The sequence below is a fragment of the Mariniflexile gromovii genome, assembly GCF_017814435.1.
GTDB lineage: Bacteria > Bacteroidota > Bacteroidia > Flavobacteriales > Flavobacteriaceae > Mariniflexile > Mariniflexile gromovii.
Map to the genome: position 1 here is coordinate 153,187 of NZ_JAGJCB010000002.1, position 19,682 is coordinate 172,868.

The 19,682-nt window shown below is 34.4% G+C and carries 14 protein-coding genes; 3 read left to right on the forward strand and 11 right to left on the reverse strand.

Features of this window, described 5'->3' with window-relative positions:
• Nucleotides 1–22: 22 nt before the first annotated feature.
• Nucleotides 23–949 carry a DUF3078 domain-containing protein gene (locus J8H85_RS02590; RefSeq protein ID WP_209652404.1) on the forward strand — a complete coding sequence of 309 codons (927 nt, stop codon included), beginning with the start codon at nt 23–25 and terminating at the stop codon, nt 947–949.
• Between the two features lie 54 nt (nt 950–1,003).
• Here J8H85_RS02590 and J8H85_RS02595 read toward each other — a convergent pair whose 3' ends face one another.
• A complete protein-coding gene (locus J8H85_RS02595) occupies nt 1,004–3,262 on the reverse strand; it encodes a transglycosylase domain-containing protein (RefSeq protein WP_209652406.1) in 2,259 nt (752 codons plus the stop codon).
• Between the two features lie 12 nt (nt 3,263–3,274).
• A complete protein-coding gene (gene hflX, locus J8H85_RS02600; protein ID WP_209652409.1) occupies nt 3,275–4,486 on the reverse strand; it encodes a GTPase HflX in 1,212 nt (403 codons plus the stop codon).
• A gap of 227 nt (nt 4,487–4,713) precedes the next feature.
• On the opposite strand from hflX, the gene J8H85_RS02605 reads away from it, so the two are divergent.
• Nucleotides 4,714–5,682: an endonuclease/exonuclease/phosphatase family protein gene (locus J8H85_RS02605; RefSeq protein ID WP_209652410.1), complete on the forward strand. Its 969-nt coding sequence runs from the start codon at nt 4,714–4,716 to the stop codon at nt 5,680–5,682.
• On the opposite strand, the gene J8H85_RS02610 is transcribed toward J8H85_RS02605, so the two are convergent.
• From J8H85_RS02610 to J8H85_RS02620, 3 genes are all read right to left on the reverse strand, one after another.
• Nucleotides 5,683–6,060 carry a hypothetical protein gene (locus J8H85_RS02610; protein WP_209652412.1) on the reverse strand — a complete coding sequence of 126 codons (378 nt, stop codon included), beginning with the start codon at nt 6,058–6,060 and terminating at the stop codon, nt 5,683–5,685.
• Nucleotides 6,061–6,198: 138 nt separating this feature from the next.
• Entirely contained in the window at nt 6,199–7,554 is a 1,356-nt protein-coding gene (locus J8H85_RS02615) for a DUF5689 domain-containing protein (protein WP_209652414.1), read from the reverse strand.
• Between the two features lie 39 nt (nt 7,555–7,593).
• Nucleotides 7,594–10,404, reverse strand: coding sequence for a TonB-dependent receptor (locus J8H85_RS02620; protein ID WP_209652416.1), 2,811 nt, complete (start codon nt 10,402–10,404; stop codon nt 7,594–7,596).
• 137 nt (nt 10,405–10,541) lie between these two features.
• On the opposite strand from J8H85_RS02620, the gene J8H85_RS02625 reads away from it, so the two are divergent.
• Nucleotides 10,542–11,597 carry an endonuclease/exonuclease/phosphatase family protein gene (locus J8H85_RS02625; protein ID WP_209652418.1) on the forward strand — a complete coding sequence of 352 codons (1,056 nt, stop codon included), beginning with the start codon at nt 10,542–10,544 and terminating at the stop codon, nt 11,595–11,597.
• A gap of 172 nt (nt 11,598–11,769) precedes the next feature.
• Here the strand turns inward: J8H85_RS02625 and J8H85_RS02630 are convergent, their stop codons facing one another.
• The 6 genes from J8H85_RS02630 to J8H85_RS02655 all read right to left on the reverse strand — a co-directional run bounded on the left by J8H85_RS02630 (nt 11,770) and on the right by J8H85_RS02655 (nt 19,614).
• Nucleotides 11,770–12,207 (reverse strand): hypothetical protein, encoded by a 438-nt coding sequence (locus J8H85_RS02630; RefSeq protein WP_209652420.1) that lies wholly within the window; start codon nt 12,205–12,207, stop codon nt 11,770–11,772.
• A 102-nt stretch (nt 12,208–12,309) separates the two neighbouring features.
• Nucleotides 12,310–14,856 carry a TonB-dependent receptor gene (locus J8H85_RS02635; protein ID WP_209652421.1) on the reverse strand — a complete coding sequence of 849 codons (2,547 nt, stop codon included), beginning with the start codon at nt 14,854–14,856 and terminating at the stop codon, nt 12,310–12,312.
• A 167-nt stretch (nt 14,857–15,023) separates the two neighbouring features.
• Nucleotides 15,024–16,643, reverse strand: a complete 1,620-nt coding sequence (pgi, locus tag J8H85_RS02640; protein WP_209652422.1) for a glucose-6-phosphate isomerase — start codon at nt 16,641–16,643, stop codon at nt 15,024–15,026.
• A 3-nt stretch (nt 16,644–16,646) separates the two neighbouring features.
• Nucleotides 16,647–17,924, reverse strand: coding sequence for a peptidoglycan DD-metalloendopeptidase family protein (locus tag J8H85_RS02645; RefSeq protein ID WP_209652815.1), 1,278 nt, complete (start codon nt 17,922–17,924; stop codon nt 16,647–16,649).
• On the reverse strand, nt 17,906–18,823 hold the full coding sequence (locus J8H85_RS02650) for a tryptophan 2,3-dioxygenase family protein (RefSeq protein WP_209652423.1): 918 nt from the start codon (nt 18,821–18,823) through the stop codon (nt 17,906–17,908). The genes J8H85_RS02645 and J8H85_RS02650 overlap by 19 nt, the downstream gene beginning before the upstream one ends.
• 8 nt (nt 18,824–18,831) lie before the next feature.
• Entirely contained in the window at nt 18,832–19,614 is a 783-nt protein-coding gene (locus tag J8H85_RS02655) for a DUF3108 domain-containing protein (protein ID WP_209652424.1), read from the reverse strand.
• Nucleotides 19,615–19,682: the final 68 nt, after the last annotated feature.

The following is a 19,682-nucleotide window of genomic DNA, read 5'->3' on the forward strand; positions in this document are numbered from 1 at the left end:
CCATTCTATAAACAAAAAAGAAATGAAGAAAACACTTTTATTATTTGCATTGTTTATTGGTATTACCACCATAAACGCACAGACGAAAGAAGAACTTGAAGCTCAAAAAGCCGAAAAACAAGCTGCTGGAAATGCTTTATTAGGCGAAGCAAAAGCTATTCAAGCCAAAATAGATGCCTTACCAGGCTGGAGAGTTGGAGCATTTGGTACTATTGGCGGTAGCTTATCTAACTTTAACAAATGGTATGCACAAGGTGCGCCAAACAACTCATCGGGTAATATTGGATTTACTTTTAATGGTCATGCCAACTTAATTCAAGAAAAATTCTTTTGGAGAAATGCATTGACTACCAATTTAAATTGGGTGAAATTAGATGATAAAGATGACCCAGCAGATGATGACAGTTTTAGACCTACTACCGATGTTTTTAATGTTACATCTTTATACGGAAGAAACATTACCAAAAAATTAGCGGCTTCTGCTTTAATGGAATATAGAACAACGCTTTTAGACAACTTTAACGACCCAGGTTATTTAGATTTAGGTATTGGTGCTACTTGGACGCCTATTGATAATTTAATTGTGGTAATTCACCCTTTAAACTACAACTTTGTGTTTAGCGATGGTGATACTGTATTTGAATCCTCTTTGGGTGCAAAAATTGTAGCGGATTATACCAGACAAATTGGTGCCATAAACTTTAAAACAAACTTATCTATGTTCCAAAGTTATAAAAGTAGCGACTACTCTAACTGGACTTGGAGCAACTCATTTAGCTACACACTTTGGAAAATGATTGGAGTTGGTTTTGATTTTGGTTTAAGAAGCAACAAACAAGAAGCTTTAAATTATGCCTTAGCTCAAACACCTCCTACTGCAACAGGTTTTGATGATGTAGATAACGATTTACAATCTTATTACACTATTGGATTAAGTTATAAGTTTTAATTACAAACTTTTGATATATACAAAAACGCACATCATTAGATGTGCGTTTTTGTTTTAATTATCCTTATTTCCTTTGAATTTTCGTTGCTTCTTTTTACTGGTGAAAAGCCTTTTGAAAAATCCATCGCGCTTTTCTTCCTTACAATCTAAATCGTTAATAACCTCATCGGAAGCTCTTTCAAAATGGCTTTTTGTAATGTTATTGTAATTGGAATCTTTATTTAATTTCGAATAGAATTTTGCAAAAATAGGCAATGCAGAATTAGCTCCTTGCCCCATGCCTGTGGTTTTAAAACCAATAGATTGGTTATCGTTCCCTACCCAAGTAACCGTTACTAAATTTGGGGTGATGCCCACAAACCACCCATCTTTATTATCTTGAGTGGTACCTGTTTTACCCGCCATGTCATTAGTTAGATTATATGAGGTTCTCAATCTGTAAGCTGTACCCGAATTAACCGTTGATTTCATTATTTCAAGCATGACTTGACGTGTATAATCATTAAAAGCAGGTTCTGTTTCTTTTGGTTTAAAAGACGCAATTACCTTTCCATTCCTATCTGTAATTTTTGTAATGCAAAATGGTTTAACAGGTTTACTATTATTCACATAGCTAGCATACGCACCCGTGAGTTCTTTTAAATTAATTTCGGTAACACCCAATGCTATAGAGGGTAAATTGGGCAATTCTTTTTTAATTCCTAATTTTTTAACTTGCTCCAAAACCTTAGGTATCCCAACTTCATTCAGCACCTTTACCGCAATGGTATTTACTGAATTGCTTAATGCCATTTCTAGATTGTAATTGGTATAAGGATCTTCCGTTTCACCTCCAGAATTGGATGGCGTCCAATTGTTATAATTACTATAAGTTACCTCCGCTAATGAAAAATAGGTACAAGGTTTCATACCGTTTTCAATAGCAGCCGTATAAACAAACGGTTTAAAAGTGGAACCTACCTGACGTTCGCTTTGCGATACATGGTCATATTTAAAAAAGCGGTAATCCGTACCTCCAATATAAGTTCTTATGGCACCTGTTTTGGGTTCGATGCTCAACATACCTGTATTTAAAAATTTCAAATAGTACTGTAAACTATCTAAAACACTTATTTTCTGAATGGTATCTCCTTTCCAATGAAATAACTCCGTATTGCGTTTTACGGAAAGTGAATCATGAATTTGCGTATCAGACAACCCAGCTTCCTTAAATTTTTTGTATTGAGATGTTTTCTTTAAAGCACTTTCAATAAGTTTTTTATTGGTTTTCCAAGGTGCATAGTTCCCATAGGATGCTTCAAACTCTTTTTGTAAAATGGTAAGATGCTCTTTCATGGCTTCTTCTGCCAACTCTTGCATTCCCATATCTAAAGTGGTGTGAACTATCAAGCCATCACGATATAAATCATAAGGCTCGCCATTGGGGTTTTTAATAGAATCTAAAATTACAGCCAATTCTTTTTTTACCTGTTCTCTAAAGTAAGGTGCTACCCCAACATCATGATTAAAGGATTTGTAATCCAATCCCAAAGGTTTTTTTGCATAAAAATCTGCCGAATCTTGCGGCATATTACCATATTTAACCATTTGATTAAGCACAACATTACGTCTGTTTAAACTGCGTTCTGGGTTCAATCTGGGGTTATAATAATTGTTCGCTTTTAAAGACCCCACCAATGTTGCGGCTTCATCTTTTGTAAGCTGAAAAGCTGGTTTATTAAAAAATTTACGTGCGGCACTTTCTATACCGTAAGTGTTATCTGAAAAAGGAACCGTATTGAAATACATGGTAAGGATCTCTTTTTTGGAATAAATGGCTTCTATACGTTCTGCAATGATGGATTCACGAAACTTATTGATGACCATACTGAAAAACCTGTAATTATTCCTGCCGTATAGATTTTTTGCGAGTTGTAAGGTTATGGTACTTCCGCCACCAGCAGATTTATCTCGTAGTAGAATGCTTTTTACAAAAACGCGCATCAAACTTACATTATCAATACCGTTATGCTCATAAAAGCGAACATCTTCCGTAGCCACTAAAGCATCAATAAGGTGTTTAGGGAAATCTTCATATTTTAAAGGCTGCCTATCATAGATATAATACTTGCCTATAAGTTTCCCTTCCTGATCTAAAACCTGAGTTGCTTCTTCTTGTTTAATGGAACTTAATTCAGTACTTGTTGGCACTTTTCCAAAAACCCCTAAATAAATGCTAATATAAAGCCCAAGGAAAAAAATTAAGATGGAGGCTAAAACTACAAGCCCCCATTTTATCCATCTATTTTCCAGTAATCTTTTTAATAGCGCCATACTTGGTTTTATCTAATTCATATCTTCGTAGTCGGGGTACAAAAATTTGTTATAAGGAAAACGTGTGATATGAATTTCGCGAACCTCATCGTAAACACGTTTTTTAAAATCTTCTAAATTTTCTTTATTCAATGCCGAAATAAACAAAGCGTTATTGCCCACTTTACTCATCCAAGTGCTTTTCCACTCATTAAGCGTGTAGTGTTTTGTACTGCGTGTTGTTTCTAAATCATCCGTATCTAAAGGTTCTGCTTTATAGGCATCAATTTTGTTAAATACCATAATGGTTGGTTTATCGGCACTTTTAATTTCACCTAAAATCTTGTTTACCGACTCGATATGCTCTTCAAAATTAGGATGCGAAATATCAACCACATGCAACAGTAAATCGGCTTCCCGAACCTCATCAAGCGTCCCTTTAAAGCTTTCCACCAATTGGGTAGGCAACTTTCTAATAAATCCAACGGTATCACTCAATAAAAACGGTAAATTTTGAATTACTACTTTTCTAACGGTGGTATCTAAAGTGGCAAACAATTTGTTTTCGGCAAACACATCGCTTTTGCTTATTACATTCATTAACGTCGATTTTCCAACATTCGTATAACCCACCAATGCTACACGCACCATGGCGCCACGGTTACCACGTTGGACTGACATTTGCCTATCAATGGTTTTTAATTTTTCTTTTAGCAATGAAATTTTATCGCGTACAATACGTCTATCAGTTTCAATTTCCGTTTCACCAGGACCACGCATACCAATACCCCCTTTTTGACGCTCAAGATGCGTCCACATACCTCGTAAACGCGGTAATAAATATTCGCATTGCGCCAATTCCACTTGCGTTCTAGCATAACTGGTTTGGGCACGCTGTGCAAAAATATCGAGGATTAAATTGGTTCTATCTAGAACCTTACAGTTAAGAATTTTGCTAATGTTGCGTTCTTGGGCAGACGATAATTCATCATCAAAAATAGCTGTTCCCACTTCATGCTCTTCAATATACTTGCGAACATCTTCAATTTTTCCCGTACCTATAAACGTTCTTGGGTCGGGTCTTTCCATTTTTTGGGTAAAACGTTTCACCACCTCACCACCTGCTGTGTAGGTTAAAAACTCCAACTCATCTAAATATTCACGAGATTTAACTTCGTCTTGTTCTTTAGTAATAACACCTATTAAAACGGCTTTTTCTAAAGTAATATCTTTCTTTTCTAACATAATATAAACGTAATAGGCAAAGTTACATAATTGCTTTTACTTTCATTTTTATATTTTTAATCCAAATGCATTAATTGAGTATTAAACTACGTAAATTTTTACGATGTAAGACATTAATAATTTTTAATGCCTTCTAAAAGTGAAAAGTATGGAGCTCTTCCAACTTTTTTATAGAATATAATAGATAATGTTATGGTGTTTTATATTTTTAGTCATTATTATATATTATGACCGACTTCTACGAAGATACACCCATACGCCATGACTTACAAACCATAGCATTTTATAATCTTGAAAATTTGTTCGATATTTATGATGACTCCAGAACAAACGATAATGATTTACTTCCTATTTCCGTAAAAAAGTGGACACCAAAACGCTACGATAATAAGCTTCGGAAGTTAAGTTTTGCCATTTCTAACATTGGAAAACAGGAAACGGGCAAGCATCCTGCTATTGTGGGGTTGGCAGAGGTTGAAAACTCCAAAGCCATTGAAGATTTAATTAGCTATAAGCATTTGGAAAACTGCAATTACGGTTATGTACATTACGATTCTTTAGATGAACGCGGTATTGATGTAGCTTTGATATACGATACCACAGCCTTTGAGGTAACACATTCTGAAGTATTTAGAATTCATTTGATTGATGCCTTAGGCATACCAGATTATACAAGAGATATTTTATTGGTTTCCGGTTTTTTAGATGGCGAAGCTATCCATGTGATTGTGAACCATTGGTCGTCTAGACGTGAAGGTGAAAGAGAAACCGAGCCTAAACGTATGGCCTCATCACATAAAGTTACTGAAATCATTGCCAATTTACGTTTAGAAGATGCCGAGGCCAAAATTATTGTTATGGGCGATTTTAACGACGACCCATCCAGCAAGAGCATTAAAAATCTAGTTGAAGTTGCAAACCTTTATAACCCAATGGAAACCTTGCGTTCTTTTAGCAGGGGGACCACCATGCACAATCGTCAATGGAATTTATTTGACCAAATAATTTTCTCTACTAATTTTTTTGACAAAACACCCAACAAGTTTGAATTTGAAACCGCTAATATTTTTGATGAAGACTTTTTAAAAAGCTTTAACGGAAAGTTTAAAGGAAGCCCCTTTAGAACCTATATAGGTAAAAAATACCAAGGCGGATATAGCGACCATTTTCCAGTGTACGCTATTTTTAAGAAGTAATTAAGCAGCTTGATAAAGCACAAATGCCAACATAAGCGCACCTAATGGCAGCAACAAAAGCAACCATATGTTATACTTTGGACTTGCTTTTTTATTCATTTTGGCATTTATCATCATGCGTTTTTTGCCTGTGTATTGCATCCAATTTTTAAAAAACACAAACCCTGAAACCAAAACAAAGAGTGTCCACGCTTTTTCTTTGCTCATGGTAGTCATATTCATTTGATTGAAAAACTTAGCAAACAACACCCCTAAAAGCAATAATAAAGCGCATTGCAATATCGAAACATAAGCCATAGCAATGCTATTCGATTTTTGTTTGTATTTGGGTTTGAAATAAGTAAATATGCTGTAGAATACGGTATCGAAGGTGTTCATTTTTTTACTTGGCTAATAACTATTTTATCTAGGTAAATGTACTCATTATCTCAATATCATTTCAAAAACAAAAAACAGCTAAATGAAAAAGACCACTAAAAAGTGGTCTTTTTTATTATTTTCAAAATGGTTATAAAATTATTTTGCAACCACTTTTACATTGTCTACTTCATAAGTTGCAGATGCCGATGTTGTTGAAGTGTATTTAAACGCCACAAACAAATTACCTCCTGCGGCTGCAGATACATCTATATTTCCAGAATCCGTCCAAGTCCAACTACCACTTGACAACGTTGCTGAAATAGGCGACCAAGTACCGCTTGTGGTTGGGTTGCTACCAGGTACATAATTTGTACTCATATAAACCTCAAGCACATTACCTGTGAAGTTTTTAGCTGTTTGAAAAGTTAGGATAGCTCCGGTAACGTTTGACAAATCGATAGCTGGTGTAATTAACCAATCTTCATTCGCTTTATTGCCACTAGCATAACCAGACATAGCAGCACATTTACCTGGGTTTCCATAATTGTTAGATTGCCAAACTTGAGCTCCAGTTACACTGTAAGCAGTCCAAGTTGTAAAATTAGTTTCAAAAGTTTCAACAAATAATGGGTCGCAACGGTTACCGTCCATAACGACATCATCGGTAGAGTTTAAGTTAATTACTAAATCGTAACCATCATATGTTTTATTAATAATTCCTGAAATAGTTCCTTTTCCGTTAGTAGGCAAAATGATATTTTTAAAAGATGCAAAGGTGCTAGATTCTAAGATGAATTCTGAAGAATCGCTGCAACTTTCAATAGGTCTTTGAGAATCAAAATCATCTGTAGGATCTATATAAGGTTGTCCTGCCAATCCTATTGGAAATTGTACATCCAATAATTTTACAAACATACCTATGTGAGCTTCTGTAATTTGCGACAAGCTCAATTCTTTAGGAACCAAAGTTTCAGTTGTAGTAGATCGGAATAAATGATCTGGAATTTGGTTAGCTGTCATAGCTAAAACATCATTATCAAACGTATCAAACTTACCTCCAATAGTTATAACATCATCGCCCGTATTGGTTTCACCTATATATAATCCTTTTAAGTAAATATAAACCTCTCTACCTTTGTTGAATTGATTATAAGTATCCACTTGGTTTAAAACCACTTTAAGGGTTGACGTTGGATTTGTAGGGCTGTCTTGAATAAAGAATTCTTTATAAAAATTGCCTGTTTCATCACTTGAAGATACATAACCTTTTACGGCAATCTCAGACGTTATTTGAGTTGCTTCATATTGCACAAAATTGCTTTTTACTTGGGCAATGGTTTGTAATTGCACCTGTCCATTGTCTATTTTAGCCAATAATTTTTTCAAACCTTCATTTTCATCGTTACCTAAGCTAGTAGGTACTGTAAAGTCGTCATCTTGAACACACGATTGGATAGTAAAACTAGCTACTACAGCAACCATTAACATTAAAATTTTATTTATATTTTTCATGATACTATGTTTTTAATATTTTATTTTTCTTATTCTTTTTTAAAACCTTAGGTAAAAGTTAACGAAATAATTGGCACCACGGGCGTACCAATATTTATTTCCGAATACTCGGGTTGGGTTTGCATTATCATCTCTTAACTCGCGATAATTAGCATTTCTTCCTTGTTCAAAACCACCTGTTTTATATTCTTTATCTAAAAGGTTTCCAACACTGGCAAAAAAGCCCACGTATTTATCGCCAATTTTCCAAGATTTTCCACCTACCAGGTTTATTACCATATAGTCTTCAAACTTTTCTTGTTTTAGAAGTTCTCTAGCAACATCTTCATCATATTCATTAAACGGCAATCCATCGACATCTTTATAGAAGAAATCGCTTCTTGATTTTGGACTTACATCAATGTATGTATTTGCAAAAAAATTAGCTGTTGCACCAAACCACCAGTAGTCTGGATCGCGATATTCAAAACCAACTGAATAAGCACTTTGAGGGCCACCTGCTACTTTATAATTTTTAAGGTATGATATACCTGTTTTTCCTGAGGTATTTACTATATCACCTCCTTCTTGGGCATCAATAAAATTCTCTGAAGTTGACGTTGAGTAAAATATAGGGTTATTATCATACGTATAATCTCCCACAGAAGCAGCTCCCTTTAATTTGATAGTGGGCGTTACTTGTGCTTCAATACCTAATTCACCTCCAATATGTCTTTTATCAGCACCTGCAATTATTTCTTGTATAAATCCGGTAGAACTTCCTTGTGTAAAGAAGAAAGCAATTTCGTTAGCATCTTCAATCATTGTATAAAAACCTGTTAATTTGGCTTTAACTATGGGAGATCTAAAAATATAACTAGCATCAATTGAAGTTATCTTCTCTTCAGTAAGGTTTATATTTGGGTTTTTAATGCCATTTATAACACCTATATAATCATGACTTTCTCTAGAATTGGTATATGTATTTCTTACCGTAGGTGCTTGGGTTATATAACCTGCATTAACATCTAATAAATGTTTTCCGGTAATTTTATAGGTAAAACCCGCTTTAGCTCCAACACCTGTAAAATCTAATTTATCGCCCTTACCATATGAGTTATCCTTTTCTACACCATTTTGAATGGTAATTTGATTTCCATTTTTGTAAAGTCCCTCCCTTTGATAATCGGTTTTTGTTAAACTACCAGATACATAAAAATCAATCTTATTGTACTTAAATTGAGCTTGTGCATACCCCGATAACTCATTGGCTGTAATATTATAATTATATTTAAATTTATCGCCTTCAAAAGCTACGTAATCAGGGTCTAACTCATTATAGGCATTATTGCTAAAGTTATCTACGTTTAAAACTCCATTGGTACTTCCTAACAAGTCCATAACCTCGGCAAAATTTTTAGATTCCAATTTTTTATAGTTAATAGATGCATTTACTATAATATTTTGATTGATTTCCGAATTTAAAATGGTGTTTAACGTAAGTTGATTGTCATCGTTTCTGTCTTCATACAATACATAAGCGGCGTTTGTGCCCGTAGCATTGTTTGTGAGGTTGGCATCGTAAAGCCTGTTCCAATCAATTTGACCATCATTTAAAAAAGCTTGTTCTGCTTCATAAGCTCCTGCTAAATCATTATCGTATAAGTAATCGCTTGGTAATTTTTGGTAGTAGGTTGGACTTGGGTTTGCACCTCCAGCATAATCTAACCTGCTATTTCCTATTTGACCAAATTGGTAACCAACGTTTGTGTTCAACTTCGTTTTTTTAGTAATATCCCAATAGTGGTTTAACATTAGGATAGGCTCTTCCACTTCTTTGATACGCGAATTGCGTTTTTCTCCATCTTGATACCCCCAATAATCGTTGTATTTGATGCCTTTTAAATCATACACTTCTTGAGTATTTGGCGATGATTTTCCACGTCTGTTTGGTGCATAAATAGAGGTAAAGTTTAAACTGTGTTTTTCTCCAAATTGCTTTTCTAAAGAAACAAAAAACGAGTTTGAATCGTAAAACGTGGCATCTTGATATCCTTCGTTACCCCAACGTCTAGACAACATAATGGCCATAGACCATCCGTCTTTCATCAAGCCCGTTGCATAACTTGCCATGGCTCTATTGGTATAACTTCTGTTTGAAGACGAATACGTTATTTGACCGCCTTCGCGAAAAACAGAAGCTCGTGTATTCATATTGGTGGTTCCTAAAATACCTCCAAAATTATAAGCCGATGGGGTTAAGCCTGCAGTTAATTCTTGGTTTCTAACAACATCGTTCAATCCGCCCCAATTGCTCCATTGTGGCCTACCATCATATACTTTGTTCATTTCAATTCCATTAATTAAAACAGAACCGTTTTCAGAATCTAAACCTCGCATTCTAAAAAACGAAGAGCTAAACTCGAAAGCTGCTGTACGTTGAAATACATCCATGGAAGATGATAAAAGTCCTGAAATATTGTCTGAACCACTTGTATCGTCGTTCAATTCATCATCAGAAAGTGTAACGGTAAACAAATCTTGAGAACTTGAAGCATCAAACTCCAATGTCATATCAGTGATGTTTACGGTTCTAGTTTCGTTTACAACTATAGGGTACCTTTTTGTAATATATCCTATTTTTGAAATTTTTAAAACCTGCTCGCCCAATGGTACATTTGCTGAAAATACAAAGGTTCCCTTAGCGTCGGTTTGTGTAGTTTGGTTTGTTTCCTCAATGGTAACAGAAACGTCTGGAATAGGTTCAAAAGATGCGGCATCCTTCACACTACCTTTAATGATGGTTTGTTGTGCAAAAACAGTAAAAATTGAAAACATTCCGAACAAAGAAATGAGTAATCTTTTTTTCATACTTTAATTTAAAGTTATAGGTTCGATGTTATTAAATAATATAAATTTAATAGCCGCAAATTTACATTATTTCTAATTAATATTTACTTTTGGCTTATATTTTGTAACCAAAATAACATTAACGTAACATTTCACTAATGAAAAACATTAAATTTCATTTTTTAATCTTCTTTTTGTGCTTCATAGCACAGGTTAACGCACAAGACAAAAAGGTATATAAAATACATACCATTGCGTTCTATAATTTAGAAAACTTGTTTGACCCTGTGGATGACCCTACTAAATTTGATGAAGCAAGCCCTATTATGGAACTAAACATAAACAGGGAAGGGATCTACAAGAAGAAAGTGAAAAACATGGCAAGTGTTTTAGCCGATATTGGAAAAGAAGACACCAACAACGCTCCAGCTATTATTGGCGTTTGCGAAGTTGAAAACAGAGAGGTTTTGGAAGATGTTGTAAACGACACTTTACTAAGAGATAAAGATTATGGCATTGTACACTACCACTCGCCAGACGCCAGAGGTATTGATGTGGCCCTATTGTACCAGAAAAAGCTTTTTACACCCATTTCTACAAGTACCCATGAATTGAAAATATTTGACGACCAAACCAGAAAACGTGTTTATACCAGAGACCAACTGTTAGTGAGTGGTGAATTGGAAGGCGATTTGATTCATCTTATAGTAAACCATTGGCCTTCTAGAAGTGGTGGAGAAGCTAGAAGCAGACCTAAACGTGTTGCAGCTGCCAAATTAACTAAGCGTTTAGTCGATTCGTTGCAATCTATAGACCCTTATGCTAAGGTTTTTGTTATGGGCGATTTGAATGACGACCCAACCAATGAAAGCGTTAAAAAGGTTTTAAAAACTGAAAAAAATAAAGACAAAGTAGGACTTAAAGGTATTTACAACCCTTATGAAAACTATTTTAAAGACGGTTTGGGCACTACGGCCTATAGGGATGCTTGGAGTTTATTTGACCAAATAATGTTTACAAAACCATTGCTTGAAAAAGATTATTCGTCTTTTAGGTTTTACAAATCTGGGATTTACAATAAAAACTATTTAATTGAAAAAGCTGGCGCTTATAAAGGCTACCCAAAACGTAGTTGGAGTTATGGTGGGTTTACCGATGGCTATAGCGACCATTTCCCTGTGTATGTGTACCTTGTAAGGGAAGTTGCCAATTAATTTCCGTTATATATAAAAACAAAAGAGGCTATCTGAAAAGTATCAACAAGTGTCATTCTGAATTCATTTCAGAATCTTAACTCGTTGATAATAAATATTTGTTAGAAACTGAAACAAGTTCAGTTTGACAATATATAGACTTTTTAGATAGCCTCTTTTTTTATGCTAGTTTTTAAGCTAACCAGATGCTCCAAGGGATTCTTGATAAAAGCAATACCAACGCAATGGAATAGAAAACAGCCAATGGTTTTAATTTTGCTTTTGAAGTTAACTTCTTTTTATGTTTTGAATAACCAATGGTAATTAAAGCTACAGCTATTATATTTACTAACGGGTGTTCTACCAAATATAATCGTGACAGGGAGTCTTTCATTACCCCACCGCCTAATTCGCTCCATAATTCAAACCTAGGTGACACAAAATAAAGCACCAAGCCAATAAGCAATTGAATATGAGACACAATTAAAGTGAATAATGATATTCTAAAATCTTTAGCTTCATATTCTTTGTCTCCAAATACTTTTATTAAGGCATTTATAACCGCAATAATTAACACTAAAAGCACTAAGTAAGCCCAATAAGAATGTAGCTTTAATACAACATTGTACATGAATTATGTTTTTAAAAGTTTATAGCACAAATGTAATAATTTAAAACATAAAAAAACCGCTTCAATAGAAGCGGTTTGATGTAATATTATAATGAGATAGGATTAGAAATTATAACGCATGCTAAAATTCCATGTTCTACCGTAACCAAATCTACCTGTATTTGATGTATTGATACCTTTCCAGTTTTCAGAAGGATTAGACGAAGCTGCGGTATTACCGAAAACAGATTCTAAATAAAGTTCATCAGTAACATTATAAATGTTCACACGGAATTGTAATGATTTAGTATCATTTTCACCTAATAACATTTTATATGATAAACCAGTATCTAAAGTATTATATGATGGCATTTTTAATGCTCCAGAACCAGCACCGATATTTGAATACAAATTGTTGTACATATTCCAGTTAGCATCAATACTAAATCTTGGTAAAAACTCGTATCTACCAGAAACACCAGCTGTGAATTGTGCAGCACCACCAACTTTTTCACCATCTAATGGAGCTACTCTGGTTGTTAATTCGGTATCTGAAATATCGTCACCATCGTTGTTGAATGCTGTTATAAATCCATCTCCAACAAACTCCCAATCTCCTACTGAAACAAATCCGTTTAAGTCCAAATTATCTAAGGGCTTGGTCATCAACTCCAATTCTACACCCATATGCACTTCCTTAACCCCTCTTGTTTGGTAACTAATAAACGCATTGCCTACCTGCCCATTACTATTTACAATAGTTCTATTGTCCCAAGTTGTGTGGTATAAGTTTACATTAGCTTTCACTTTATCACCTCCCAATTGGTAACCTGCTTCGAAACCTGTTATTTTTTCATTTTCAACTACTGGATCCAATAGCGCATTGCTTCCTCTATCATTTTGAAATAAGAAACTATGGAATGGCTGGCGAGAATAATACCCTGCATTTACAAACACTTTATTGAAATCATTTAAGCTGTATCCTGCACCTCCTTTAACATTAAAACCTGGGTTATTTACTTTTTCAGATTCATCAGCTTGCCCTATTGCAGATGCATTTAAATACTCTGTTCTAACATGCGATTGTGTAGAAATAGCTCCTTGAAAAAATGCTGAAAAACTATCGTTTGTGTACTCTAATTGTCCAAATACGCCACCATAGTTAATTTGCTCTTCATAGTCATAGCCAAATCGCTCTTCATGGTCTGTATTTGGATTAAAGAATACAGTCCATGGATTTATTCCTCCTTCTTCAGTTAATTGATAACTTCCGCTATAACCACTTGTTGCATTAACAGAACTTATACTAATAAACTCTCTTACATCTCTAAAGTGTATTCCGTTATAAAAACGCACGTCTGCACCCACATTAAGATTTAAGTTCTCACTTAATTGATTGTTATAGTTCGTTACTAACCCGTACCAATTATGATTATTATTAGAGCCTCTTGCATAGGTTAAATTACCTCCAGAAGTAATAGCTTGTGCAAAGCTACCTCTACCCATAGAACCATAAAGTACAGTAGATAAAGATGAATTATCATTAATGTCCAAATCCCAGCTTACGTTAGCCACTGGTTTATGGTAAATGTTTCTACCACCTGGATACTTACCGCTTTGTAATAAGTTTTTACTATTTACACCGCTAAAATTCCATGAATTGTATTTTCTACCATTATCTAAAAACGACTTGATAGAACCACTGCCTGCTGCTGCATGCCATTGAGGCGCGCCAGTTAACAAGAAATTAAATGTATTATTTTCATTCGGCTTATAACCAACAGAGAAAAAATAAGTCTGCCCTTGTCCGTCGGTATCTTCTACATAACCTTCACCTTGCCAGTGACCAAGCAAAGCCGAAAAAGACCAACCTTTTTCATTTACACCTGTAGAATAATAGGCTGTAGTTTTTGTATAATTATCATTAGCAATCATTTGCTGCAAAAAACCTCCTTCTCTTCTGTCAATAGTTTTTGTAACAATATTGACCGTACCTCCAACTGATGAGATTGCTAATTTAGAAGCACCTAAACCTCTTTGCACCTGTACCGCATTGGCAACATCCAGTACTCCAGACCAGTTAGACCAGTACATTTTACCATCTTCCATCCCATTAATTGGCTGTCCATTTAATAAAAATGCTGTATTGGTTTGGTCAAACCCTCGTAAAAACATTTGACCATCTCCAAAACCACCAGCTTGAACCGATTGTACAGAAGGCGTTGATTTTAACAAATCTGGTAAATCGAAATTTCCAGCTTTTTCTTGGATTTGGCTAGCTTTAATTGTTGAAACCGCAATTGGCGTTTCTCTACCTTCAGCCAAATCGATAATTCCAGAACCAATAATTACAATTTCATCAAGTGAATTATCAGGAGTTAATTTAATGTTACCCAAATTAGTATTTCCAGTAAATTTTAAAGTAACTGAACTGTAACCAACAAAGGAAATAACAATTTGACCGGTAGTTGTAGTAGTTTCTAATTTAAACTTACCATCAAAATCGGAAGAAACACCATTAGTGGTTCCTTTTTCAACAACATTCGCTCCTGGTAGCGGCGAATTAAGTTCGGCATCCACAATAGTACCCGTTATAGTACCTTGAGCCATCAAAACTGTAGAAAACAATAACACTACAGCCATCAATAAAAATTGAGTAGTTTTTTTCATAATAAAGATTAATTAATTGAATTAGTCGCTGCAAAATTACGTATTAATATCGCATAATTATTATGTAATTGTTAACATATCAGATTCTTACTGTATAAACAAAAAAGCATTTATAATTTTCATATAAATGCTTTTTTTTAAGAATATTATTAAGAATTTACTGTTATTTAAGACATTTTCTTGTAATGATCCAATAAATTTTGAGTTGATGAATCATGGCTATTACTTGCGCTATTGTTAAATTCTTGTAAAATTTTACTAGCTAATTGCTTGCCTAATTCTACACCAAATTGGTCGTAACTAAATATGTTCCAAATAATGCCTTGTACAAATATTTTATGCTCGTACATTGCTATTAATTTACCTAAACTTTCTGGTGTTAACTTGTTAATAAATATTGTATTTGTAGGTTTATTGCCTTGGAATACTTTAAAAGGTTTTAAGGTTTCTGAAGCTCCTTCGGCCAACACCTCTTGTTCTGTTTTTCCATTTAACAATGCTTCGGTTTGTGCTAAAAAGTTAGACATCAATTTATCTTGATGGTCTTGGTTTCCGTGTAACGATTTTGTAAAACCAATAAAATCGGCAGGAATCAATTTAGTCCCTTGGTGTATTAATTGAAAGAAAGCATGCTGCGAATTGGTTCCTGGTTCTCCCCAAATAATAGTTCCTGTTTGGTAATCTATGGGGTTGCCATTTCTATCAACACTTTTACCATTACTTTCCATAATACCTTGTTGAAGATACGTAGCAAATTGATTTAAGTATTGTGAATACGGAATAATGGCTTCACTTTCAGCTTTAAAAAAGTTATTATACCAAACGCTGATCAATGCTAAAACAACAGGGATGTTGGTTTTAAAATCTTCATTTTTAAAGTGCTCGTCCATTTTATTGGCACCTTGCAACAAGCTATCAAAATTCTTATATCCAACAGCTAAACTAATGGTTAAACCAACAGCGCTCCATAATGAAAAACGACCGCCAACCCAATCCCACATGGGAAAAATATTGTTTTCATCTATACCAAAAGCTTTTACATTTTGAATATTGGTTGAAACCGCCACAAATTGTTTAGCAATTGCTTCTTCGTTAGCCGATTTTAAAAACCATGCTTTCAACGTATTGGCGTTTGAAAGTGTTTCTTGTGTTGTAAACGTTTTTGAAACAATTACAAAAAGTGTTGTTTCTGGGTTTAGCTTTTTAATAACTTCGTTTACGTGGTCGCCATCTACATTGCTCACAAAATGAGTTGTTAGGTGATTTTTGTAGTATTGAAGTGCATCTACAACCATGGCCGGACCTAAATCGGACCCACCAATACCAATGTTTACTACATCGGTAAATGCTTTTCCTGTAAAACCTTTAAGTTCGCCATTTACTACTTGATTGGTAAACGCTTCTATTTTTTGTTTTACGGCATATACTTCGGGCATTACATTCACGCCTTCTACCTTAAAATTGGCATCTTTTGGTGCGCGTAAAGCAGTATGTAATACGGCACGACCTTCGGTTTCATTTATTATTTCCCCAGAAAATTGACTTTTAATGGCATCTTTCAATTTTACCTCATCGGCCAATTCCAACAGATACTTTAAAGTTTCCTCAGTAATCCTGTTTTTGGAAAAATCTACATAAAAATCATCCCATTTAATCGTGAATTTATTTGCCCTGTCTTTATCTTGAGCAAACAAATCTTTCATATGATTGTTACTAACTTTATTAAAATGCTCTTGAAGTTTTTTCCAAGCATTTGTTGTTGTTGGGTTGATGGTTGGTAGTGCCATAATTTATTCTTTTTGAGTTACAGTAGTTTTTACCTCTTTTTCCTTTGAATCATCAAAAATAGGTAGCGCATCTAATTTAAGCTTTATTGGTCTGATAAAATTCAAATAATCGCCTTTTAAAGATTCTGCGATAGGTTCTGATTGTGATAATTTTTCTTTGAATGGATCTACCTGTTTCCCATTCTTCCAAAAGCGGTAGCACACGTGCGGACCTCCAGTGTTTCCGGTCATTCCTATCCAACCAATCACATCGCCTTGTTTTACGTGTTGCCCAACTCTAACTTTTCGTTTTTGCATGTGCAAATATTGGGTTTCGTAAGTGCTATTATGCCTGATTTTTACATAATTACCATTACCCCCTTTATATTGCGATTCGGTAACCGTTCCGTTTGCGGTGGCTAAAATGGGAGTTCCAATAGGCGCAGCAAAATCGGTTCCTTTATGAGGGCGTAACGCAAAACCATAGTAAGCAATGCGTCTGTTTAAGTTATATTTAGATGATATTCTACTGAATTGCACAGGTGCTTTTAAGAAGGCACGACGCAAATCTTTAGCGGCTTCATTGTAATATTCATGTATGTTTTTAATAGAATCTGTTCGATACCTAAAGGCATAATATGGCGTATTTTTATGATTAAAAACTACAGCTTTTACTTTATGTACACCTGCATAAATAGTGTCATCAATATATTTATCAGTGTAAATTACTTTATACGAATCGCCCTTTTGAAGTCTTGTAAAATCAATAGTCCACGCATAAATTTGTTCGGCCAACATGTTGGTTAAAATAGGACTGATGCCTTTTTTATCCAACTCTTGGGAGATGCTGCTATTTAAAACGCCTGTAACCGATTTTTCAACATATTTAATGGGCTTTCTACTGGTATAAGCGTGAATGGAATCTTGAAAACTTATAACAACAAATTCTTCTTGATTGGGTTGATAAATGAAATGTTTGGGAATTTCCAAAGTGTCTTTAGAACAAAGCAAAGTGTAGGGTTTTCCTATTTGAAGGCGTCTGATATCGAACGTATCTCTTGCTTTTTCTGCTATTGAAAAAATTCTTGGATAACCAATTTTGTTACGCTCTAAAATAACACCAAAACTATCACCACTTCTTACGGTATCTCTCTTTACAACAAAATCGCTTAAATTAAAACCAAACTCGTAAATGTCGGCAGGCTTTTCTACAACTACAACTTCTTCAACTGGCTGCTCTTTTTCTTTACACGCAATAATGCTTAATAATGCCAATAAAACTACTAAATATTTACTCCCCATTCTTCTATTTCTTGCTTTGTCCATAAGTCCGGAAAAAATATTCTTTTTTGATACTTTGGATGCATGTATTTTACCCATTCACTTCCTCCTGTTGCTTCAGCGGTTTTTCCGCCAATATTTAAATAATGATTTGCTGTATTATAATGCGCCATAACCCATTTGATGTTTACCGTATAATCAAAATGGCGCATGGCGTTAATTAACTCTTTGTCTTCCCTGGCTTCTTTAGGAAGTTCTTTAAATTTAGAGTATAAATTATTTGTGCTATAAAACTGGGCAAATCTAATAAATTCGCCTTTATATCTTTCTTCAAAAACTGTTAATGTATAACTTTTTTTGCCTGTTTTATAATTCTTTCCAGCGGCTTGCCAATATAAATGCTCGAAAGCGTTTTCATAGGAAGAATTTCTATCGATTGTATCTCTGAATCGTTTGTCTATTAAGTTTATCAATTCAGTAGAAGCAAATTCAATTTTTCTGTATTGGGCGCTTTGAAACCCGCTTGCTGGTGTTAATGTTGCTCTAAATTTGTTGTATTGATCGACGTCCATACCATCTTTCATAATGCTGAATGAAGAAGTAAGCATATCAAAATAACGGCTGATGCGCATGAGTTTAGAGGTAAACAATTCAACGGTTAGCTCTTTGCTTTTGGCCACTTGATCTATTTCAACAAGTACCATTTTAAACAACAACTCATTTATTTGATGGTATATGATGAATACCATCTCGTCTGGAAAAACGGTGCGTTGTATTTGAAGGTTCAACAAGGCATCCGTTTGAATATAATCCCAATAGTTTATGGGCTTACTGTGCAATAAGCCTTCTAAATAGGCATCTAAATCTTGGTCTATTGCCTCGTATTTATCCTTAAGTTGGTCGTTTATTCTAGATTTCAAAATGTCTTTTAATTATCAACAACTATTTTAAAAGGGTGTTTTAATCCTTTGAAAGCTTCTAAATCGGCACGCAGAGAACCTACTCTTAAATCTGCCTTAATACGCAAAGGTATTTTATTTTTATCTTTTGACACCCAAAGTGTTAAACTTTCTTCTTCTTTAAAAACCCGACCTGCCATAACATAGGGCCTGAATTTTAACGACTCTACTTTTCCAAAATCGGTATCAATAATTTCTGTACCTAAATATTGTAATTTGAACCCGTAATTTTCTTCATCAAAAAACATATCGGTACGTATCTCATCACCAACTTTTAAAGTATTAATATTGATTTTATTACGCAAATAATAATACGTTGACACCATATCTTGAATATTAGGCTTGGTATCGTAAACAGCTTTGGTTTTGTGTTTTTTATCGTTAACGTATGCTTTATTGTTGTTTTGGTCAAATTCTACTTCCAGATCTTTTGTGTGGCCACCCTCATCTATATTCCTAATAAATTTATAAGGAAGTAGTGTTGTTCTATCAAAATAGCTTTCATAACGGTCTTTCACTTTAAAAAACCATTTTATCATACCAGATGTCCAACCTTTACCAACTACATGGTACACGTCTTTATTATTAAGCTTGGTTTCTTTCACACTAAGGGAAGCGTTTCCAGCTGTTAGAAAACCACTATAGCTCATTTTAAACTGGAACCATTCACCATCACCAAACGCCGATTCCTGTTGTGCAAAGGTTATTTGTGTGATTATTATTGCCGTTATTATAAGTAGTATCTTTTTCATCTTGTTGGGGTAATTGTAATTAAATTCTTGAATTACATATTTATGTTATTTAATAGGGATTTGCAATT